Below are 22,654 nucleotides of genomic sequence, written 5' to 3'. Positions count from 1 at the left end.
TATTATGGGAGAAGTTTGTGCAATTGTTTTAGCAGCTGGAAAAGGTAAAAGAATGGGTGCGGGCATAAATAAGCAATTTCTTATCCTTAAGGATAAGCCGCTTCTTTACTATTCACTAATGGCATTTGAAAACTGTAAGAACGTTGATGCTATAGTGCTAGTTACTGCAAAGGAAGAAATGGACTACTGCAGAACAAAAATAATAGATAAATATAAATTTAAAAAGATTATTGCTGTTACTGAAGGTGGGTCAGAAAGACAAAAATCAGTTTACAATGGATTAATTACAGCTAAGGGTTTTAAGGTAGTGCTTATACATGATGGAGCAAGACCTTTTATAGATAGCGATATCATTGAAAGCGGAATTGATAATGCTATTAAGTATGGAGCCTCAGCTTGTGGTGTTACACCTAAGGATACCATTAAAATAAAGGACAAAAGTGGCTTTTCTATAGACACTTTAGACAGAAATTCATTATTTATTGTACAGACGCCTCAATGCTTTGATTATGATTTAATCTTTAACTGTCATAAAAAAATAATTAAAGAGAATATTAATGTAACAGATGATACCAGCATTGTAGAATATTTCGGGCACAAGGTGTTTTTATATAATGGAAGCTATAACAATTTGAAAATTACAACTCCTGAAGATTTAATAATTGGGGAAAAAATATTGGATAGTCTCCTTAATAACTAGACTATAATATAAAACTCACCTTGTTAGGTGAGTTTTTAATTTGTAAAATGTATAAGAAAGGCGTTGATTAAGAAAAAGTAAATATGTATAATAAACAAGATTTAGTATAATTTATACTGTAGTTATGCTAAAATATTATAATAAATAAGAAGTAGATGTTGGTACATTACATTAATTTATGAGGAGGTATACCATGAAAATATATAACACACTTACTAAGAAAAAAGAAGAATTTGTTCCAATTACACCAGGAGAAGTCAGGATGTATGTATGCGGACCAACAGTATATAATTTTTTTCATATAGGAAATGGAAGAACCTTTATAGTATTTGATGCAGTTAGAAGATATCTTGAGTACAGAGGATACAAGGTTAAGTTTGTTCAAAATTTTACAGATATAGATGATAAAATGATAAAGAAGGCTAATGCAGAAAACACTACAGTAAGGGAACTTGGAAACAAATATATTAATGAATATTATAAGGATGCAGATGCACTTCATATTGAAAGAGCTACCATTAATCCTAGAGCAACAGAATTTATAGATGAAATAGTTGCTTTTGTAAAAGACTTAATAGATAAAGGTTATGCCTATGAGGTTGATGGTGATGTATACTTCAGTACTAAAAAATTCACCCATTATGGTAAGTTATCAGGTCAGGATTTAGAAGAACTTCAAGCTGGTGCAAGAATAAGTGTAGATGAAAGAAAAAAGGATCCAATGGATTTTGCTGTCTGGAAAAAGCAAAAGGAAGGAGAACCAGCATGGGAAAGCCCATGGGGTATGGGAAGACCTGGCTGGCATATTGAATGCTCCTGCATGGCTCATAAGCTTTTAGGTGAAACTATAGATATACATGCCGGTGGAGAGGACTTGGTATTTCCCCATCATGAAAATGAAATAGCACAAAGTGAGGCAAGAACAGGGAAACCTTTTGCAAACTATTGGATGCACTCTGCCTTTATCAATGTTAATAATCAAAAAATGTCTAAATCCTTAAATAACTTTTTTACTGCAAGGGAAGTCCTTGAAAAATATGCTCCAGATGTTATTCGTTTGTTTATGTTATCTGGTCATTATAGAACTCAACTTAATTTCAATGTTGAATTATTGGACTCTTCAAAAGCAGGCCTTGACAGATTGTATAATGCTATTGGGAATTTAGAAAATCTTTTAGAAGAAGTAAAGCAGGGAAATTTATCTTCAGAGGAAGAGGAATATGTTAATAAACTTAGTGGATATAAAGACAAATATATAGAAAAAATGGATGATGACTTTAATACAGCTGATGGTATTTCAGTAATATTTGATTTAGTAAGAGAAGTTAATTCAAATGTAACAGTTAATTCATCTAAGGAGTTAGTAGAGTATTCTTTAAGTCTAATACGAGAACTAGGCAGACCGCTTGGAATACTTCAAAGCTCTACAAAAGGCAGTCTTGAAGATGAAATAGAGGCGCTTATAGCAGAGAGGCAGCAGGCTAGAAAAGACAAAAACTGGTCATTATCTGATAAAATACGAGATGACTTAAAGGAAAGAGGCATTATCCTTGAAGATACTCCTCAAGGAGTAAGGTGGAAGAAGGCTTAAATTTTTTATGGAATTTGATATATTAAAAAATAAATTTACCATTCAAGAGGCTAAACAGTTAAATCCATTGGTATTGGCTTTCATAGGCGATGCCATATATGAAGTATTTATTAGAACGCAGCTTGTGGATAAGAATAGAAGTCTATCTGTCCACAAGCTTCATATTGAAGCTATTTCTTATGTTAAAGCTCATGCGCAAAGTGAATTTGTGAAAATAATGGAATCTGAGCTTACAGAGGAAGAAAAAAATATATTCAAAAGAGGACGAAATGCAAAGTCAGGTACTATACCTAAAAATGCAGATGTACAAGAATACAAAATGGCTACAGGCTTTGAAGCATTAATGGGATTCTTATATATAACTGAACAAACTGAAAGATTGAATTATTTATTAAATATGGTAATTAGCATAAAATATACCTCAAAACAAGAAGGGACAAAGAATGAATAGAGAAAGAATTAAGGCAGATACCAGAAGAGAAATTAATAAAAATGAAAAAACTAATAGAATCAGTGCTGAAAAAGAAAGAAAAAATGAGGATGCTCAATTAAGAGAAGATTTAATTGAGGGCAGAAATGCAGTTATTGAAGCCCTTAAGTCAGAAAGAACAATTGAACAGCTGTTAATAGCAAAAGGCGATTCTGAGGGCTCAGTAAATTTAATAATAGCCTTGGCAAAGGAAAGGCATATCGTAATTAAAGAAGTGGACCGTAAAAAGCTAGACAATATGTCTGTATCTAAGGCTCATCAAGGTGTCATTGCAATAGTAACACCCTATGATTATTTTGAGGTTGCTGATATTCTCAAGTATGCTGAAGAAAAAAATGAAAAACCTTTTATTCTTATTTTAGATGAAATTGAAGACCCTCATAATTTTGGAGCTATAATAAGGAGTGCTGAAGTATGTGGTGTTCATGGTATCATCATTCCTAAAAGAAGGAATGTAGGGATTACTCCTATAGTTTATAAGACTTCTGCTGGAGCAGTTCAGCATATGAAAATAGCAAAGGTAACTAACATTAATGCTGTAATTGATGAGCTTAAAGAAAAAGGCTTATGGGTTTATGGTGCAGATATGGATGGAGAAAATTATTGCTATGAAGTTGATTTTAGTGGTGCAGCAGCTCTTGTAATAGGCAGTGAAGGTAAGGGCATATCAAAACTTACAAAAAGTAAATGTGATGTGCTAACTAAAATCCCAATGAGAGGAAACATAAATTCTTTAAATGCATCAGTTGCTGGAGGAATAATGATGTATGAAGTCATGAAACAGAGGCTTAAAAAGATCTAAAGTTAAGATATGTTTTGTAGATGTCATAACTGATTTAGTATCTATCGGAAACTAGAAGACAAAATAAATGTGATGCAGTAGAAAATCAAGAAAAGATCCACAGAGGGGGATAAAACAGCTTGACGAGAAAAATATTTTTAAGTTATAATCAAAGTTGAGGCATATTATTGCTTTGGGGGGGATATCTTGGAGAATATAGCTGATTCTGCAAATAATTTTTCTGAATTTATTAATAAGCTAGATGAAGAAATAGTTATCGAAGCAAAAAAAGGTAATATTAGAGCACAAGAGTATATTATGTCTAAATATCAGAATTTTGTTAAAGCAAAGGCTAAATCCTATTTTTTAATAGGTGCTGATAAAGAAGATATTTACCAAGAGGGAATGATAGGCTTATACAAGGCAATTAGAGACTTTAAACCAGATAAGCTGTCCTCTTTTAAGGCATTTGCTGAGCTCTGTGTAACAAGGCAAATTATTACTGCAATAAAAACAGCAACAAGACAAAAGCATATTCCTCTAAATACTTATGTATCATTAAATAAACCTGTTTATGATGAAGAATCAGATAGAACTTTATTAGATATATTATCTATGGCAAAGATATCAGACCCTGAAGAACTTCTTATTAGTGAGGAAGAACTTAAATATATAGAAAATGAAATTGGAGAAGTTCTGTCAGACCTTGAAATGGAAGTTTTAGGTTCCTATTTGGACGGGAAGTCCTATCAAGAGATTGCTTGCGATTTAAATAGACATGCAAAGTCAATAGATAATGCACTTCAAAGGGTAAAAAGAAAACTTGAAAAGAGTTTATTTGGCAAGTAAAATACGTATTGACATATAATACTGTTTATATTAAAATTAATAATTGCTACGTGGTATTTTTATATTTAGCGGGTGTAGCTCAATGGCAGAGCCCTAGCTTCCCAAGCTAGTTACGAGGGTTCGATTCCCTTCACCCGCTCCACTAGATTAAATTGCCCATATAGCTCAGTCGGTAGAGCGTCACCTTGGTAAGGTGGAGGTCACCAGTTCAATCCTGGTTATGGGCTCCAACAATAAATTTTAAATTATACAACACACCAGGATAAGTGTATTTGAAAGGGAGGAAAAAGAAATGTCAAAGGCAAAATTTGAAAGAAATAAGCCACATGTTAACATTGGAACAATAGGACACGTAGACCACGGTAAGACAACATTAACAGCAGCAATCACAACAGTATTATCAAAGAAGGGCTACGCAGAAGCAACAAAATATGACGAAATAGATAAGGCACCAGAAGAAAAAGAAAGAGGAATCACAATAAATACAGCACACGTAGAGTATGAAACAGACAACAGACACTATGCGCACGTAGACTGTCCAGGACATGCTGACTATGTAAAGAACATGATAACAGGAGCAGCACAAATGGATGGAGCAATCCTAGTAGTAAGTGCAGCAGATGGTCCAATGCCACAGACAAGAGAACATATACTATTAGCATCCAGAGTAGGAGTTGACTATATAGTAGTATTCTTAAACAAGGCAGATATGGTAGACGATCCAGAATTATTAGAATTAGTTGAAATGGAAGTAAGAGAGCTATTAAGCGAATACAAATTCCCAGGAGACGATATTCCAATAATAACAGGATCAGCATTAAAAGCATTAGAGAACCCAGAAGATGCAGAAGCAACAAAATGCATAATGGACTTAATGGATGCAGTAGATAGCTATATACCAACACCAGAAAGAGCAACAGATAAGCCATTCTTAATGCCAGTAGAAGATGTATTCACAATCACTGGAAGAGGAACAGTTGCAACAGGGAGAGTAGAAAGAGGAATACTAAAAGTAGGAGACGAATTAGAAGTAGTAGGCCTAAGCGAAGAGAGAAGAAAGACAGTATGTACAGGAGTAGAAATGTTCAGAAAGCTTCTTGATCAAGCAATGGCAGGAGACAACATAGGAGCACTATTAAGAGGTATTCAAAGAACAGAAATCGAAAGAGGTCAAGTTCTAGCAAAACCAGGATCAGTAAATCCACACAAGAAATTTGTAGGTCAGGTATACGTACTAAAGAAAGAAGAAGGCGGAAGACATACACCATTCTTCGATGGATATAGACCACAGTTCTATTTCAGAACAACAGACGTAACAGGATCAATCAAATTACCAGATGGAATGGAAATGGTAATGCCTGGAGATCATATAGATATGAACGTAGAATTAATAACTCAAGTAGCAATGGATGAAGGATTAAGATTCGCTATAAGAGAAGGCGGAAGAACAGTAGGTTCAGGAGTTGTTACTAAGATTCTTGGATAATTAGAGACTAATAGGACTGGGTTTCTAAACCTAGTCCTTTATAAGTTTTTAAAAATATTGAAAAATTAAAATTATTGACATGACTATGAACTTATGATAAATTATTTAGGTAGTATGCTGTGATAAGTATGCTTTGGCATTCTTACAAAGGTAAAGAGACGGAGGTGTAGATTGTGAGAGTGAAGATAACACTTGCATGTACAGATTGCAAACAAAGAAATTATAGTTCGATGAAAAACAAGAAAAATGATCCTGACAGAATAGAAATGAAAAAATATTGTAAATTCTGCCACAAACATACACTTCATAAAGAGACAAAATAACACCGGTTTATTATATTTAAGGATGTGAATTTAATGGCTGTTAATGGTAAAGTTAAAGAATCCAATAAGTCAAAGGTAAATATTTTTAAAAAGACTTATAGTGAAATGAAGGCAGAAGTTAAAAGAATAACTTGGGCATCCAAAAAAGAGACTAAAAAAGCAATAGCAGCTGTGTTAACATTTTGTGTTATTTATGTAGTTATGGTTGGAATATTAGATTATGGATTCAGCAACCTCTTCAAGTTGATTTTTAAATAAACTAAAAAGGAGGTAGGGATTTAGTAGAAATACAATCCCTGAAATTATGGCAGAGAGAGCTAGATGGTATGTAGTTCACACATACTCGGGGTATGAGAATAAAGTTAAAGCTAATTTGGAAAAGACAATTGAGAATAGAAACTTTCATCATTTAATACATGATATTCAAGTACCAATGGAAGAACAGGTTGAAATTAAGGATGGTAAGAAGAAAACTGCCCTTAAAAAAATATTTCCGGGGTATGTACTTGTTAAAATGATAATGAATGACGATTCTTGGTATATCGTTAGAAATACTAGGGGCGTTACTGGTTTTGTTGGTCCGGGATCAAAGCCTGTGCCACTTACCGATGAAGAGGTTGAAACTATGGGCGTTACTGAAAAACCTGTGGATATTGATCTTGAGGTAGGAGAAACCGTTAGGGTTGTATCTGGTCCGCTGGAAAACTTTATGGCTTTAATTCAGGAAATAAATACTGAAAAGCACAAGATTAAAGGTCTAGTAAGCATGTTTGGCAGGGAGACACCTGTTGAACTTGAATTTAACCAGGTAGAAAAACTAAATTAGTACTTATAGGACTTAAAATAACTAAGTCTTGATAAGTGGGAGGACATAAGTCCGTATTACCACATTATAGGAGGTGTAAACTCATGGCTAAAAAAGTTACAGGAATGATTAAACTTCAACTTCCTGCAGGAAAAGCAACTCCAGCACCACCAGTAGGACCAGCACTTGGTCAGCATGGTGTTAATATTATGGGATTTTGTAAGGAGTTTAATGCGAAGACTGCAAATCAAGCAGGCTATATAATCCCAGTAGTAATAACAGTATATCAGGATAGATCCTTTAGTTTTATACTAAAGACTCCTCCAGCAGCTGTATTACTTAAGAAGGCAGTTGGAATAGAAAGTGGTTCTGGCGTGCCAAATAAAACTAAGGTTGCTAAGATTTCACAAGCTCAGCTTAGAGAAATTGCAATAACTAAAATGCCTGACTTAAATGCTGCATCTGTTGAAGCTGCAATGAGCATGATTGCGGGAACAGCTAGAAGTATGGGTATAACAGTAGAAGAATAATTAAAATTGAGTTTAATATCTACCAACATAAACGTAATTATACGTTTTTAGTGGGAGGTAAAAGACCGTTAATACCACAAGGGAGGTTTAGCAAAATGGGAAAGAATTATTTAGAAAGTGCTAAGCTTGTTGATAGAAATGTTCTATATACTTCAGGAGAAGCTATGGAGCTTGCTGTTAAGACTTCAAAAGCAAAATTTGATGAAACAATAGAACTTGCAGTTAGACTTGGTGTAGATCCAAGACATGCTGATCAACAGGTTAGAGGAGCGGTTGTACTTCCTCATGGAACTGGTAAGGCAGTTAAAGTATTAGTATTTGCTAAAGGCGAAAAGGCTAAAGAAGCTGAAGCTGCTGGAGCTGATTTCGTAGGAGCTGAAGAGCTTGTAGATAGAATTCAAAAGGAAAACTGGTTTGACTACGATGTAGTAGTTGCTACTCCAGATATGATGGGTGTAGTAGGAAGACTTGGTAGAGTTCTTGGACCTAAGGGTTTAATGCCAAATCCAAAGTCTGGCACAGTTACTTTTGATGTATCAAAAGCCATTGCTGAGATTAAAGCTGGTAAAGTTGAATATAGAGTTGATAAAACTGCTATAATTCACGTTCCAATAGGAAAAAGATCTTTCGGAGCAGAAAAACTAGCAGAAAACTTCCATGCAATAATGGAAGCTATAGTTAAAGCAAAGCCAGCAGCTGCAAAAGGACAATACGTTAAATCAGTATCTGTTTCAAGTACAATGGGTCCTGGAGTTAAGATAAATCCTGCTAAAGTGCTGGACTAAGGTTGACTTAAAATTATAACTTTGTTATAATACTATAGGTTAAACAAATTAAATATGTAAATATTCCGTAGACAGTAGGTGCGTAAGCGTAAAGGAGATTTCCAACCTACCGAGGGTTCCGATACATGATAAATGTTGGTCTCTCCTGTCTGCGGAGGGACTTTTAATTTTATAAAGCAGTTCTGTACTGTGAGGAGGTGGACACACAGTGAGTAAAAATTTAGAAATGAAAAAAGCTAAGGTTCTTGAAATAAAGGAAAAAATGGAAAAAGCTCAAGGTATGGTATTTTCTAACTACCAAGGCTTAACAGTTGAAGAAGACACTGAGTTAAGAAAGAAACTTAGAGAAGCTGGTGTTGAATATAAGATATATAAAAATACATTAACTACATTAGCTGCTAAGGAACTAGGACTAGAAAGTATAGAAAGCCATTTAGTAGGACCATTATCAGTTGCCTTTGGATACGAAGATGCAACTGCACCTGCTAGAGTGCTTAATGACTTTGCAAAGACTCATAAAAAGCTTGAGCTAATGGCTGCAATCGTAGAAGGAAATGTTTATGACTCTAAAGAAGTTGAAAAACTTGCAGCTATTCCTTCTAGAGAAGTGCTTATATCTAAATTACTTGGAAGCTTCAAGGCTCCATTATCAAATCTTGCATACTTATTAAATGCAATTGCTGAAAAACAAAGTTCAGCTGAATAGGAAATAGAATAATAGAATTTTTGGAGGTGCTCTTAAATGACAAGAGAAGAAATTATTCAAGCTATAAAAGATATGACTGTATTAGAACTTAACGAATTGGTTAAAGCATGTGAAGAAGAATTTGGCGTAAGCGCTGCTGCTCCAGTTGCAGTTGCTGGTGGTGCAGGTGCTGCTGCTCCAGCTGCTGAAGAAAAGACTGAATTTGACGTAGTATTAGCAAGTGCTGGTGCTGAAAAAATTAAAGTTATAAAAGTAGTTAGAGAATTAACTGGTTTAGGATTAAAGGAAGCTAAAGAAGTAGTTGACGGAGCTCCTAAGACTATAAAAGAAGGCGCTTCAAAAGAAGATGCTGAAGCTATAAAAGCTAAACTAGCTGAAGTTGGAGCAACTGTTGAAATAAAGTAATTTCAATAATTACAAAGAGGTGCTTTTATAAAAAGTGCCTCTTTTTTATATAAAAAGTGCATCTTTTTTAAATATAAAAAAGTGCCTACTTTTTTATATGAGTATTGACAAAGAGAGTATATTATGATAACATAATTAATTGCATTGATTTATGAATATAGTAGGCATATTTTTGTATATTATTGCTTATTTTTCATAAATATGAATTTATTTGACATTTTAGGTTATACTAATACGATGAATGAAAAAAGAGCGTTTCCAAATGCACAAAGTCCTAGGAGATATTATGTGCTTTTGGTTATTTTTTACTTTATGCAAGGGGTGATAATACATGGTACATCCTGTCCAAGTTGGAAAAAGAACAAGAATGAGTTTTTCCAAGCTAAAAGAAGTAGCAGAAATGCCAAATCTAATTGAAGTTCAATTAGATTCTTACCAGTGGTTTCTTGATGAGGGATTACAAGAAGTTTTTGACGACATAAACCCGATTACAGATTATACTGGGAATCTTGTACTTGAATTTGTTGGGTATAAGTTAGATTTGGATAATATCAAGTATTCTGTTGAAGAATGCAAGGAACGAGATGCAACATATGCAGCACCATTAAAGGTTAAGGTTAGACTATTAAACAAAGAAACTGGTGAAGTTAAGGAACAAGAAGTTTTCATGGGAGACTTCCCGCTAATGACTGAGCAAGGTACATTTGTTATTAACGGCGCAGAAAGAGTCATAGTAAGCCAGCTGGTGAGATCACCAGGAGTATATTACAGCTATAGCGTGGATAAAACAGGTAAGAAGCTTTATGCATCAACTGTAATCCCAAATAGAGGAGCATGGCTTGAGTATGAAACTGACTCTAATGACGTTATTTATGTAAGAATTGACAAGACTAGAAAACTTCCAATAACTATACTTGCAAGAGCTATGGGATTTGAAAGTGATGCTGAATTAACTTCATTCTTTAGTGATGAAGAAAGACTTAAAGCTACTATAGAAAAAGATAATACTAAGACTAAGGAAGAAGCTTTACTGGAGATTTATAAGCGACTTAGACCAGGTGAACCTCCTACAGTTGATAGTGCAGTTTCATTAATAGAGTCATTATTTTTTGACGCTAAGAGATATGATCTTTCGAGAGTAGGTAGATATAAGTTTAATAAAAAATTAGGTTTACATCTTAGAATTACAAACCAAATATCTGCAAAAGATATTGTTCACCCGATTACTGGAGAAATTCTCATACAAAAGGGCGAAAAAATTGATAGAGAGAAGGCTCTTGGAATCCAGGATTCTGGAATAAATTCTGTGGATATTGTTGTAGAAGATAAGGTTCTTACTGTTATAGGAAATAATTTCGTAAAGTTATGTAAGGTTGTTGATTTTAATATTGATGATCTTAATATTAGAGAATTAGTGCATTATCCTGTACTAAAAGAAATATTAGATAATTACAGCGATGAGAATACAATTAAAGAGGAAATTAAAAAGAATATACATAGATTAATACCTAAGCACATTATCAGAGATGATATGTTTGCAACAATAAGTTATGAATTAGGATTAGCCTATGAAATCGGTCATGTTGATGATATAGATCATTTAGGAAACAGAAGATTGAGATCAGTTGGGGAGCTGTTACAAAACCAATTTAGAATTGGACTTTCAAGAATGGAAAGGGTAGTCAAAGAAAGAATGACTATTCAAGATCAAGAAGTTATTACTCCTCAGGCGCTTATTAATATAAGACCTGTAGCAGCGGCAATAAAAGAGTTCTTTGGAAGCTCTCAATTATCTCAATTTATGGATCAAACCAATCCGCTTTCTGAGCTTACTCACAAAAGAAGATTATCTGCATTAGGACCAGGTGGATTATCAAGAGAAAGAGCTGGCTTTGAGGTAAGAGACGTTCACCATTCTCATTATGGTAGAATGTGTCCTATAGAAACGCCAGAAGGACCTAATATAGGACTTATTAATTCACTTGCTACCTTTGCAAGAGTAAATGAATATGGTTTTATTGAAAGTCCTTATAGAATAGTAGATAAGAAAACTGGAAGAGTAACAAACGAAATCCAGTACTTTACAGCAAATGAGGAAGATGAATATCTTGTAGCTCAAGCAAATGAGCCACTTGATGAAGAGGGACGATTCGTCGACAAGAGAGTAACTGTAAGATCTCAGGAAGATATAATTTTTGTTCCTAGGGAAGATGTTGATTTAATGGACGTTTCACCTAGACAGTTAGTTTCAGTTGCAACTGCAATGATCCCATTCCTTGAAAATGATGATGCCAGCCGTGCTTTAATGGGATCTAACATGCAGCGTCAGGCTGTTCCGCTTTTAAAGGCTAACGCTCCAATAGTAGGAACTGGAATAGAATACAAGGCTGCAGTTGATTCAGGGGTTCTCCCTAAGGCAAAAAATGCTGGTGTAGTTACTTATGTTAGCGCTAATGAAGTTAGAATAAAAAGAGATTCTGATGGCGGCATTGATACCTACAGATTATTAAAATTTAAGAGATCTAACCAAGGTACTTGCATAAATCAAAGACCTATAGTTAGTAAAGATGAAATAGTTCAGGCTGGTACAGTTTTGGCAGATGGACCATCTACTGATTTAGGGGAAATAGCATTAGGAAAGAACATTCGTATAGGCTTTATCACTTGGGAAGGCTATAATTATGAGGATGCCATGCTTATATCTGAGAAATTGGTAGCTGATGATGTATTTACTTCAATTCACATTGAAGAATACGAAGCTGAAGCCAGAGATACAAAGCTTGGGCCAGAAGAAATAACAAGAGATATTCCGAATGTAGGTGAAGATGCACTTAAGGATATAGATGAAAGAGGAATAATCAGAATAGGTGCAGAAGTTAGATCCGGAGATATTCTTGTGGGAAAAGTTACTCCTAAAGGAGAAACAGAACTCACTGCAGAAGAAAGACTTTTACGTGCTATATTTGGTGAAAAGGCAAGAGAAGTAAGGGATACCTCACTAAGAGTACCTCATGGTGAAGCTGGTATTATAGTTGATGTTAAAGTGTTCACTAGAGAAAATGGAGATGAATTACCTCCGGGAGTTAATAAGTTAGTAAGATGCTACATTGCACAGAAAAGGAAAATTTCTGTTGGTGATAAGATGGCAGGTAGACACGGTAATAAGGGTGTTATTTCAAGAGTATTACCAGAAGAAGATATGCCGTTTTTACCAGATGGCAGACCTCTTGAGATTTGCTTAAATCCTCTTGGAGTTCCTTCTCGTATGAATATTGGGCAGGTTCTTGAGGTTCACCTAGGCTGGGCAGCTGCTAACTTAGGATGGCATATTGCTACTCCTGTATTTGATGGTGCTACGGAATCTGATATTACTGAATGTCTTCAAAATGCAGGCTACGACATAGATGGAAAGACAATGCTGTACGATGGAAGAACTGGAGAGGCTTTCGACAACAGGGTTACTGTAGGATATATGTATATATTAAAGCTTGCTCACTTGGTAGATGATAAGATCCATGCTCGTTCAACAGGACCTTATTCATTAGTTACACAACAGCCACTAGGAGGAAAAGCTCAGTTTGGTGGTCAAAGATTTGGTGAAATGGAAGTTTGGGCACTTGAAGCATACGGCGCTGCCTATACTTTACAAGAAATTTTAACTGTTAAATCAGACGATGTTGTGGGTAGAGTTAAGACTTACGAATCTATTGTTAAGGGAGAAAATATTCCTGAACCAGGAGTTCCAGAATCCTTTAAGGTTCTAATTAAAGAGTTACAGGCTTTATGTTTAGATGTTAAGGTTCTAAATGATGATAATCAAGAAGTTAAACTTAAAGAGTCTGTAGAAGAAGAATTAGAGGAATTAGAAGTAAATATAGAAGGTACAGAGGAGTTAGTATCACCTGCTCCTATTGAAGAATTTATAGAATCAGATGATGATGTGGATGAAGAGACAGAATTAGATTATGATGATCTTCCACTTGATAACTTTGATGAAGATTTAGAGCTTGATGATTTTAATGATGAACACTAATTATGAAGGGAGGATGTACCCTTGTTTGAATTAGATAATTTTGATGCTATGCAAATAGGTTTAGCTTCACCAGAACAAATAAGAGAATGGTCAAGAGGTGAGGTTAAAAAACCAGAAACTATTAATTATAGGACACTTAAACCTGAAAGAGATGGTTTATTCTGTGAAAGAATATTTGGACCTATTAAAGACTGGGAGTGTCACTGTGGAAAATATAAAAGAGTTAGATATAAGGGTATCGTTTGTGACAGATGCGGAGTTGAAGTAACAAAGGCAAAGGTAAGACGTGAGAGAATGGGGCATATTGAACTTGCTGCCCCAGTATCTCATATATGGTATTTTAAAGGGATACCTTCTCGTATGGGGCTTATATTAGATATGTCACCAAGGGCTCTTGAAAAAATACTTTATTTTGCTTCTTATGTAGTTTTAGACCCAAGGGAGACCCCACTATTAAAGAAACAGCTTTTAACTGAAAAAGAATACAGGGAAGCTATAGATAAATATGGTGACGAAAGCTTCACAGCAGGAATGGGTGCTGAATCTATAAAAGTACTTTTACAAGAGATTGATTTAGAGCAGCAATCTGTTGAATTAAAAAGAGAACTAAAAGATGCAAGTGGGCAAAAGAGAATAAGAGTTATAAGAAGATTAGAGGTAGTTGAGTCTTTCAGAAAATCAGGAAACAGACCTGAATGGATGGTTATAGATGTTATACCTGTAATTCCTCCAGATTTAAGACCTATGGTTCAGCTAGATGGAGGAAGATTTGCAACTTCCGACTTAAATGACTTATATAGAAGAGTTATTAATAGAAATAACAGACTTAAAAAGCTTTTAGATTTAGGTGCACCAGATATTATAGTAAGAAATGAAAAGAGAATGCTTCAAGAAGCAGTAGATGCATTGATAGATAATGGAAGAAGAGGAAGACCTGTAACTGGCCCTGGAAACAGACCATTAAAGTCACTTTCAGACATGTTGAAAGGTAAGCAGGGTAGATTCAGACAAAACCTTCTTGGTAAACGTGTTGACTACTCAGGACGTTCAGTTATAGTAGTTGGACCTGAACTTAAGATGTATCAATGTGGTCTACCTAAAGAAATGGCACTTGAATTATTTAAGCCATTTGTAATGAAGAAGCTTGTAGAAAGCGGAGTTGCACATAATATTAAGAGTGCTAAGAGAATGGTAGAAAGAGTTCAGCCTGAGGTTTGGGATGTATTGGAAGAAGTTATAGGACAGCATCCTGTACTCTTAAATCGTGCTCCTACTTTGCACAGACTAGGAATCCAAGCATTCCAGCCAGTATTAGTAGAAGGCAGAGCCATTAAGCTTCATCCACTTGTATGTACTGCATATAATGCTGACTTCGATGGAGACCAGATGGCTGTACACGTTCCACTTTCTGTAGAAGCACAAGCTGAAGCTAGATTTTTAATGCTTGCAGCTAATAATATTTTGAAACCATCTGATGGTAAGCCGGTTTGCGTACCAACACAGGATATGGTACTTGGTTCTTACTACTTAACTATTGATAAAGACAATGCCAAAGGTGAAGGCAGAGCCTTTTTAGGTGAGGATGAAGTGCTTATGGCATATCATCTAGGAGAGATAGATCTTCACGCTAAAATTAAAGTTAAGCTTAGAAAAATAATAGATGGTAATGAAATAAGCGGTATTATTGAGACTACAGCAGGTAAATTAATATTTAATGAATCTATTCCTCAGGATTTAGGTTTTGTTGATAGGAGTATTCCAGGAAACGAATTAAAGCTTGAAGTAGACTTTTTAGTAAATAAAAAGAAATTAGGTAACATTATTGATAAATGCTATATGAAATATGGACCTAGTGAAACATCAGTTATGCTTGATAATATTAAGGCAAAGGGTTACCACTATTCAAGTATAGGAGCTATAACAGTTTCAACCTCTGATATGATAGTTCCAGATGAGAAAAAAACTTTACTTGCTAATGCTGATGCTGCAGTAGAGAAAATTGAGAAGATGTATCGTAGAGGTTTCATATCTGAAGATGAAAGATATGAAAGAGTTATTGAAACTTGGTCTAAGACAACAGAAGATGTAGCTGATGCTCTAATGGATAGCTTAGATAAATTCAATCCTATATTTATGATGGCGGACTCTGGAGCCAGAGGTTCAAAGAGCCAGATTAAACAACTTGCCGGAATGAGAGGTCTTATGGCTAACCCATCTGGTAAGATCATTGAGCTTCCTATAAAAGCTTCCTTTAGAGAAGGCCTTGACGTATTGCAGTACTTTATTTCTACCCACGGAGCTAGAAAGGGTAATGCTGATACGGCACTTAAGACAGCTGACTCAGGATACCTAACAAGAAGACTTGTTGATGTATGTCAAGATGTTATTGTAAGAAGTGAGGATTGTGGCTCAACTGATGGATTTGAGGTATCTGAAATAAAAGAAGGAAATGAAGTCATAGAATCTTTAAGTGAAAGACTTACAGGAAGATATAGTACTGGTGACATAATCGATCCAGAAACTAAAGAAGTTATAGTTCCAAGAGATACTTATATTAATCCTAAATTAGCTGAAAAAGTTGAAAAAGCAGGAGTCAAAAAAGTAAATATAAGATCAGTGTTTACTTGTAAATCAAGATTTGGTGTTTGTGCTAAATGCTATGGTATGAACATGGCTACAGCTCAAAAGATTAATAATGGTGAAGCTGTTGGTATAGTTGCAGCTCAATCAATTGGTGAGCCAGGTACACAGCTAACAATGAGAACCTTCCATACTGGGGGAGTTGCTGGTGCGGATATAACTCAAGGTCTTCCTAGAGTAGAAGAACTATTTGAAGCTAGAAAGCCAAAAGGCCTTGCTATAGTAAGTGAAGTAGCAGGAACAGTAAGAGTTGAAGAAACTAAGAAGAAGAGAATAGTTTATATTCTTACTGAAGCCGGGGAAGAATTTAGTTATGATATACCATTTGGTTCAAGATTAAGGGTAAGCAACAATGATGTTATAAGTGCTGGTGATGAAATTACAGAAGGTTCCGTAAATCCACATGATATTCTAAGAATCAAAGGTATTAATGGAGTTAAGAATTATCTTCTTTCAGAAGTTCAAAAGGTTTATAGACTTCAAGGTGTTGATATCAATGATAAGCATCTAGAAGTAGTTGTTAGACAAATGACTAGAAAGATTAAGATAGAAGACTCCGGTGATACTGAATTACTACCAGGATCATTAATTGATATATTTGAATACGATGAAGAAAATTCTAAAGCTGAAGCTCTTGGTGGAAAACCAGCTTCAGGGAAGGTTTCTCTTCTAGGTATTACAAAGGCTGCTCTTGCAACAGATTCATTCTTGTCAGCTGCATCCTTCCAAGAGACAACTAGAGTACTTACTGATGCGGCTATTAAGGGTAAGATAGATCCATTAGTTGGACTTAAGGAAAATGTACTTATTGGAAAGTTAATACCAGCAGGTACTGGGATGACGAGGTATAGATCCTTAAAAATCAATACTGAAAATGCAGAACAAGAAGATGAAACTTTAAATGAGTCTTTAGCTGAAGTTTAAGCATGTGTTAAGATTATTGACATATGTAGTATTAAATGATAAAATACAATTTGTGTGATTTCTTAGGAATATAAGCTGAGTAATTATATTCCTAAGAAGTTATTTTTGGGGGTTGCACTATGGTTGAAAGACTTGTAGGTAAAAAGGTTGTTGGAATAAAACAGAGTATTAAGGTTATGAAGAATAATGAAGCTAAAGCTGTATATGTAGCTAAAGATGCTGATTCTAGACTTATTGTACCTGTTATTAATCTAGCACAAGAAATCTCCCTAGAAATTAACTATGTAGACACAATGAAGAATTTAGGCAAACTATGTGGAATTGACGTAGGAGCAGCTACAGCAGTATTGCTTAAAGATTAAATTTAGCTAACAACTATATTTAGATAGATGTAAAAAAAGGAGGTGTAAATATGCCAACTATTAGCCAATTAGTTAGAAAAGGCAGGAAAGACGTTGAAACAAAATCAACAGCACCAGCACTAAAGGGAAGTCCACAAAAAAGAGGAGTTTGTACTGTAGTAAAAACAACAACTCCAAAGAAGCCTAACTCAGCTCTTAGAAAAATTGCAAAGGTTAGACTTACAAATGGATTTGAAGTATTAGCTTATATCCCTGGTGTAGGACACAATCTACAAGAGCATAGCGTTGTTCTTATTAGAGGTGGAAGAGTAAAAGACCTTCCTGGTGTTAGATACCATATTGTCAGAGGAGCATTAGACTCAGCTGGAATAGCTAACAGATTACAAGGAAGATCTAAGTATGGTGCAAAGAGACCTAAGAAAAAATAGGCTCTTAAGTTAAATAGTGCTACGTCTTCAGCATTTATATATAAATAGTACAATTTATTAATATATATTAGCAATTGAAGTACAAAGCACTTATCGGCAAAACTGCCGAGTACCTATGAACTTAAATTCAAATGTTAAGGAGGGAAGAAAAGTGCCAAGAAAAGGACATATTGCAAAAAGAGATGTATTACCAGATCCAATGTATAATAGCAAGGTTGTTACAAAGTTAATTAACAACATTATGTTAGATGGTAAGAAAGGAGTAGCTCAAAGAGTTACTTATGATGCTTTCGCTATTATAGCTGAAAAGACAGGAAAAGACCCATTAGAGGTTTTCGAAACAGCTATGAACAATGTAATGCCATTACTTGAAGTAAAGGCAAGAAGAATTGGTGGAGCAACTTACCAAGTTCCTATGGAAGTTAGAGCTGAAAGAAGACAGACACTAGGCATAAGATGGATACTTGATGCTACTCATAAGAGAGGCGAAAAGTACATGAGACTTAAGCTTGCTGGCGAATTAATGGATGCTGCTAATAACACAGGAGCTGCTGTTAAGAAGAGAGAAGATACTCATAAAATGGCTGAAGCTAATAAGGCTTTTGCTCATTACAGATATTAATATTAAAACTGTTTTGGCTTAGCCAAAACAGTTTTATAAAATTATAATTTACGAACATTATGAACATCGAGAGGAGGAAAAAAGCGTGGCTAGACAGTTTCCTTTAGAAAAGTTTAGAAACATAGGTATAATGGCACATATAGATGCAGGTAAAACCACTACTACTGAACGTGTTCTGTTTTACACTGGAAGAACTCACAAAATAGGTGAAGTTCACGAAGGTGCAGCTACAATGGACTGGATGGTTCAGGAACAAGAGAGAGGTATTACTATTACATCTGCTGCTACTACAGCTCAATGGAAAGGGCATGCAATAAATATTATAGATACACCAGGACACGTAGACTTTACAGTTGAAGTTGAAAGATCTTTAAGAGTACTTGATGGTGCTGTTACTGTTCTTGATGCTAAGAGTGGTGTTGAACCACAAACTGAGACTGTATGGAGACAGGCAGACAAGTATGGTGTACCAAGAATGGTATATGTAAACAAGATGGATGCAACCGGAGCTGATTTCTTCCGTTGTGTGGCTACATTAAGAGATAGATTAAAGGCTAATGCAGTTCCAATTCAGATCCCAGTAGGTCAAGAATCAGAATTTGCTGGAATGGTTGATTTAATTAGAAATGTTGCTATACTACATAAGAATGACCTAGGAACTGAAATAGTAGAAGAAGAGATTCCAGATAACCTAAAAGCCCAAGCAGAAGAATACAGAGCTGCAATGGTTGAAGCTATAGCAGATACTGATGAAGAATTAATGATGAAGTATCTTGAGGGAGAAGAAATAACAGAGGAGGAACTTAACTTAGCTCTTAGAAAAGCTGTTATTTCAAACACAATAGTTCCAGTAATCTGTGGATCTTCTTATAAAAATAAAGGGGTTCAAGAGATGCTAGATGCAGTTGTTGCATATATGCCATCACCACTAGATATCCCTGCAATTAAAGGTACTAATCCAGATGATGGATCAGAAGAAGAAAGACCAGCTGATGATAATGCTCCAATGGCTGCATTAGCATTTAAAATAGCTACTGACCCATTCGTAGGAAGACTTGCGTTTACAAGAATCTATTCTGGAATTATGGTGAGCGGTACTTATGTACTTAACTCAACAAAGGGTAAAAAAGAAAGAATAGGCAGACTTGTTAAAATGCATGCTAATCACAGAGAAGAAGTTGAAGAATTACGTGCTGGAGAGTTAGGAGCAATAGTTGGATTAAAAGATACAACTACAGGAGACACACTTTGCGTTGATACTGCTCCAATAATTCTTGAGAAAATGGAATTCCCAGAACCAGTTATAGATGTAGCTATTGAGCCAAAGACTAAAGCTGGCCAAGAAAAGATGGGTCTTGCTCTTGCTAAGCTTGCTGAAGAAGATCCAACATTTAGAACACATACAGATCAAGAAACTGGTCAAACAATTATTTCAGGTATGGGAGAACTACACCTTGAAATTATTGTTGACAGGCTTCAAAGAGAATTTAAAGTAGAATGTAACGTTGGTAAACCACAAGTTGCATACAAAGAAACTATACGTAAAGCTGTTAAGGCTGAGGGTAAGTTTGTTAGACAGTCAGGTGGACGTGGACAATACGGACATTGCTGGATTGAAATGATTCCTACTGAAGGTGAATATGTATTTGAAAATGCAATAGTTGGTGGAGCTATTCCAAAGGAATATATTTCACCAATTGATGCAGGTATCAGAGAGGCAGCTCAAAGTGGTATACTTGGTGGATATCAAGTTATGAACTTTAAGATTAAGCTTTACGATGGATCATACCATGATGTAGACTCATCAGAAATGGCATTTAAGATCGCCGGATCTATGGCATTTAAGAATGCTATGGCTAAAGCAGATCCAGTTTTACTTGAACCAGTTGAAAAAGTAGAAGTAACTGTTCCTGAAGAATATATGGGAGACGTTATAGGAGACTTAAATTCTAGAAGAGGTAGAATTGAAGGTATGGAAGAAAGATCTGGAGCTCAGATTATAAGATCCTTTGTTCCACTTTCAGAAATGTTCGGATATGCTACTGTTCTTAGATCAAGAACACAAGGTAGAGGAGTTTATTCAATGGAATTTGATCACTTTGAAGAAGTTCCTAAGAGCATTCAAGAACAAGTAGTTGCCAGTAAATAATACCATATATTAAATCAAAATTTTATTAATAAAAAATTATTAAATAACAGATAGATAAGGGAGGAAAAAGAAATGTCAAAGGCAAAATTTGAAAGAAATAAGCCACATGTTAACATTGGAACAATAGGACACGTAGACCACGGTAAGACAACATTAACAGCAGCAATCACAACAGTATTATCAAAGAAGGGCTACGCAGAAGCAACAAAATATGACGAAATAGATAAGGCACCAGAAGAAAAAGAAAGAGGAATCACAATAAATACAGCACACGTAGAGTATGAAACAGACAACAGACACTATGCGCACGTAGACTGTCCAGGACATGCTGACTATGTAAAGAACATGATAACAGGAGCAGCACAAATGGATGGAGCAATCCTAGTAGTAAGTGCAGCAGATGGTCCAATGCCACAGACAAGAGAACATATACTATTAGCATCCAGAGTAGGAGTTGACTATATAGTAGTATTCTTAAACAAGGCAGATATGGTAGACGATCCAGAATTATTAGAATTAGTTGAAATGGAAGTAAGAGAGCTATTAAGCGAATACAAATTCCCAGGAGACGATATTCCAATAATAACAGGATCAGCATTAAAAGCATTAGAGAACCCAGAAGATGCAGAAGCAACAAAATGCATAATGGACTTAATGGATGCAGTAGATAGCTATATACCAACACCAGAAAGAGCAACAGATAAGCCATTCTTAATGCCAGTAGAAGATGTATTCACAATCACTGGAAGAGGAACAGTTGCAACAGGGAGAGTAGAAAGAGGAATACTAAAAGTAGGAGACGAATTAGAAGTAGTAGGCCTAAGCGAAGAGAGAAGAAAGACAGTATGTACAGGAGTAGAAATGTTCAGAAAGCTTCTTGATCAAGCAATGGCAGGAGACAACATAGGAGCACTATTAAGAGGTATTCAAAGAACAGAAATCGAAAGAGGTCAAGTTCTAGCAAAACCAGGATCAGTAAATCCACACAAGAAATTTGTAGGTCAGGTATACGTACTAAAGAAAGAAGAAGGCGGAAGACATACACCATTCTTCGATGGATATAGACCACAGTTCTATTTCAGAACAACAGACGTAACAGGATCAATCAAATTACCAGATGGAATGGAAATGGTAATGCCTGGAGATCATATAGATATGAACGTTGAGTTAATAACTCAAGTAGCAATGGATGAAGGATTAAGATTTGCTATAAGAGAAGGCGGAAGAACAGTAGGTTCAGGAGTTGTTACTAGCATTCTTGGATAATTAAAAATAAAATTTAATGTACATTAATAAGGTAAGTATACTTACGCTTAAAAGGAAGAGGACGCTCTTCCTTTTTTATTTTAAAGAAATAATGAAAAATATGCTGCCTAGCAGTATACTTTTTCTATTGTGCATTAATAAAGTGATATTCAATAACTACTTATTGACATAATAGAAGTAATTACTTATAGTTTGATTATGAAATTAGTAATAAATGTATAAATGTATCTCACTGCGGCATGAAGGAAGATGAAGAAATAGCAAATTTAGTTGATAATATAGATATAATTATTAATGGGCACAGCCATATATTAATGAATGAAGCTGTTAAAATAAATAACTCAATAATACATATGTCTGGATGCTATGGAGAATATTTAGGGAAGCTTCACTTTGAATATGATGGAAGAATAAATAGCTTTGAAGGAATAAATATAAACATTATTTCTTCAGAGCCGAATGGATGTATAATTAAAAGCTTAAAGGCAAATAAAGAAAAAGCTATAAATAAATTAAGCGAACCGCTATTAGAAAAAAATTTATAAATGGCGTTATTGCCATAATACATAATATGATAAATAAAAAAATAACTTTGTTTTAATGGCTTAAAAAAAGAAGACTAAAGAATAAATAATTAATACTAAAAATAAAAAGTTGTTGACAAAATAATTTATAAATGATAAGATATAAAAGCTGTCAGACGACGGCAAACAAATTGGTCTTTGAAAATTAAACAGATATATAATAAGGTAAAAAACCAGCAATTCTTTTATTTAATT

Annotated in this window: 21 protein-coding genes, 2 tRNA genes and 1 other annotated feature; all 23 genes read left to right on the top strand. The window is 34.9% G+C overall.

The genetic code is table 11. The annotated features are described in order from the left end of the window. The first annotated feature begins 4 nt into the window (after positions 1-4). The 23 genes from ispD (at position 5) to ACJDUG_RS16185 (ending at position 22,420) form a co-directional block, all read left to right on the top strand. Positions 5-700 carry a 2-C-methyl-D-erythritol 4-phosphate cytidylyltransferase gene (gene ispD / locus ACJDUG_RS16295; RefSeq protein WP_406770927.1) on the top strand — a complete coding sequence of 232 codons (696 nt, stop codon included), beginning with the start codon at positions 5-7 and terminating at the stop codon, positions 698-700. Positions 701-893: 193 nt separating this feature from the next. After that, positions 894-2,291, top strand: coding sequence for a cysteine--tRNA ligase (gene cysS, locus ACJDUG_RS16290; RefSeq protein ID WP_406770926.1), 1,398 nt, complete (start codon positions 894-896; stop codon positions 2,289-2,291). Between the two features lie 7 nt (positions 2,292-2,298). Next, positions 2,299-2,742, top strand: a complete 444-nt coding sequence (locus ACJDUG_RS16285; RefSeq protein WP_406770925.1) for a Mini-ribonuclease 3 — start codon at positions 2,299-2,301, stop codon at positions 2,740-2,742. Next, the gene (gene rlmB / locus ACJDUG_RS16280; RefSeq protein ID WP_406770924.1) at positions 2,735-3,583 is read left to right on the top strand and encodes a 23S rRNA (guanosine(2251)-2'-O)-methyltransferase RlmB; all 849 of its coding nucleotides are present in this window, start codon (positions 2,735-2,737) and stop codon (positions 3,581-3,583) included. Before ACJDUG_RS16285 ends, rlmB begins: the two co-directional genes overlap by 8 nt. A 186-nt stretch (positions 3,584-3,769) precedes the next feature. Further along, on the top strand, positions 3,770-4,411 hold the full coding sequence (gene sigH, locus ACJDUG_RS16275) for an RNA polymerase sporulation sigma factor SigH (protein WP_406766802.1): 642 nt from the start codon (positions 3,770-3,772) through the stop codon (positions 4,409-4,411). A gap of 68 nt (positions 4,412-4,479) precedes the next feature. Further along, positions 4,480-4,553: transfer RNA gene (locus ACJDUG_RS16270), tRNA-Gly, on the top strand. Positions 4,554-4,565: 12 nt separating this feature from the next. Continuing rightward, positions 4,566-4,641, top strand: a tRNA-Thr gene (locus ACJDUG_RS16265). A 62-nt stretch (positions 4,642-4,703) separates the two neighbouring features. Then, on the top strand, positions 4,704-5,897 hold the full coding sequence (gene tuf / locus ACJDUG_RS16260; protein ID WP_406770923.1) for an elongation factor Tu: 1,194 nt from the start codon (positions 4,704-4,706) through the stop codon (positions 5,895-5,897). 173 nt (positions 5,898-6,070) lie between these two features. After that, entirely contained in the window at positions 6,071-6,220 is a 150-nt protein-coding gene (gene rpmG / locus ACJDUG_RS16255) for a 50S ribosomal protein L33 (RefSeq protein ID WP_406766926.1), read from the top strand. A 33-nt stretch (positions 6,221-6,253) separates the two neighbouring features. After that, on the top strand, positions 6,254-6,478 hold the full coding sequence (gene secE, locus ACJDUG_RS16250; protein ID WP_406770922.1) for a preprotein translocase subunit SecE: 225 nt from the start codon (positions 6,254-6,256) through the stop codon (positions 6,476-6,478). A 46-nt stretch (positions 6,479-6,524) separates the two neighbouring features. Beyond that, on the top strand, positions 6,525-7,046 hold the full coding sequence (gene nusG, locus ACJDUG_RS16245; RefSeq protein ID WP_406770921.1) for a transcription termination/antitermination protein NusG: 522 nt from the start codon (positions 6,525-6,527) through the stop codon (positions 7,044-7,046). 83 nt (positions 7,047-7,129) lie between these two features. Beyond that, positions 7,130-7,555, top strand: coding sequence for a 50S ribosomal protein L11 (gene rplK / locus ACJDUG_RS16240; RefSeq protein ID WP_406770920.1), 426 nt, complete (start codon positions 7,130-7,132; stop codon positions 7,553-7,555). A 95-nt stretch (positions 7,556-7,650) separates the two neighbouring features. Next, positions 7,651-8,340: a 50S ribosomal protein L1 gene (gene rplA, locus ACJDUG_RS16235; RefSeq protein WP_406770919.1), complete on the top strand. Its 690-nt coding sequence runs from the start codon at positions 7,651-7,653 to the stop codon at positions 8,338-8,340. Between the two features lie 47 nt (positions 8,341-8,387). After that, positions 8,388-8,516 (top strand) — a sequence feature (ribosomal protein L10 leader region). 50 nt (positions 8,517-8,566) lie between these two features. Beyond that, on the top strand, positions 8,567-9,046 hold the full coding sequence (gene rplJ, locus ACJDUG_RS16230) for a 50S ribosomal protein L10 (protein ID WP_406770948.1): 480 nt from the start codon (positions 8,567-8,569) through the stop codon (positions 9,044-9,046). Positions 9,047-9,082: 36 nt separating this feature from the next. After that, positions 9,083-9,451 (top strand): 50S ribosomal protein L7/L12, encoded by a 369-nt coding sequence (rplL, locus tag ACJDUG_RS16225; RefSeq protein ID WP_406770918.1) that lies wholly within the window; start codon positions 9,083-9,085, stop codon positions 9,449-9,451. Positions 9,452-9,782: 331 nt separating this feature from the next. Further along, positions 9,783-13,484 (top strand): DNA-directed RNA polymerase subunit beta, encoded by a 3,702-nt coding sequence (gene rpoB / locus ACJDUG_RS16220; RefSeq protein ID WP_406770917.1) that lies wholly within the window; start codon positions 9,783-9,785, stop codon positions 13,482-13,484. Positions 13,485-13,505: 21 nt separating this feature from the next. After that, positions 13,506-17,048 (top strand): DNA-directed RNA polymerase subunit beta', encoded by a 3,543-nt coding sequence (gene rpoC, locus ACJDUG_RS16215; RefSeq protein WP_406770916.1) that lies wholly within the window; start codon positions 13,506-13,508, stop codon positions 17,046-17,048. 119 nt (positions 17,049-17,167) lie between these two features. Beyond that, entirely contained in the window at positions 17,168-17,410 is a 243-nt protein-coding gene (locus tag ACJDUG_RS16210) for a ribosomal L7Ae/L30e/S12e/Gadd45 family protein (protein WP_406770915.1), read from the top strand. Positions 17,411-17,460: 50 nt separating this feature from the next. After that, entirely contained in the window at positions 17,461-17,838 is a 378-nt protein-coding gene (gene rpsL / locus ACJDUG_RS16205) for a 30S ribosomal protein S12 (RefSeq protein WP_406770914.1), read from the top strand. Between the two features lie 151 nt (positions 17,839-17,989). Continuing rightward, complete coding sequence (gene rpsG / locus ACJDUG_RS16200; RefSeq protein WP_406770913.1) at positions 17,990-18,460, top strand: 30S ribosomal protein S7; 471 nt, start codon at positions 17,990-17,992, stop codon at positions 18,458-18,460. Positions 18,461-18,545: 85 nt separating this feature from the next. Beyond that, positions 18,546-20,609: an elongation factor G gene (gene fusA / locus ACJDUG_RS16195; protein WP_406770912.1), complete on the top strand. Its 2,064-nt coding sequence runs from the start codon at positions 18,546-18,548 to the stop codon at positions 20,607-20,609. Positions 20,610-20,681: 72 nt separating this feature from the next. Then, the gene (gene tuf, locus ACJDUG_RS16190; RefSeq protein ID WP_406770911.1) at positions 20,682-21,875 is read left to right on the top strand and encodes an elongation factor Tu; all 1,194 of its coding nucleotides are present in this window, start codon (positions 20,682-20,684) and stop codon (positions 21,873-21,875) included. Positions 21,876-22,114: 239 nt separating this feature from the next. Continuing rightward, complete coding sequence (locus ACJDUG_RS16185; protein WP_406770910.1) at positions 22,115-22,420, top strand: hypothetical protein; 306 nt, start codon at positions 22,115-22,117, stop codon at positions 22,418-22,420. Positions 22,421-22,654 lie beyond the last annotated feature (234 nt).

This window comes from Candidatus Clostridium stratigraminis (assembly GCF_045310675.1).
In the GTDB taxonomy this organism is placed as follows: Bacteria; Bacillota; Clostridia; order Clostridiales; family Clostridiaceae; genus Clostridium_AT; species Clostridium_AT stratigraminis.
The sequence above is the reverse complement of the archived record's forward strand: the minus strand, read 5'-3'. Positions and strand labels throughout refer to the sequence as shown.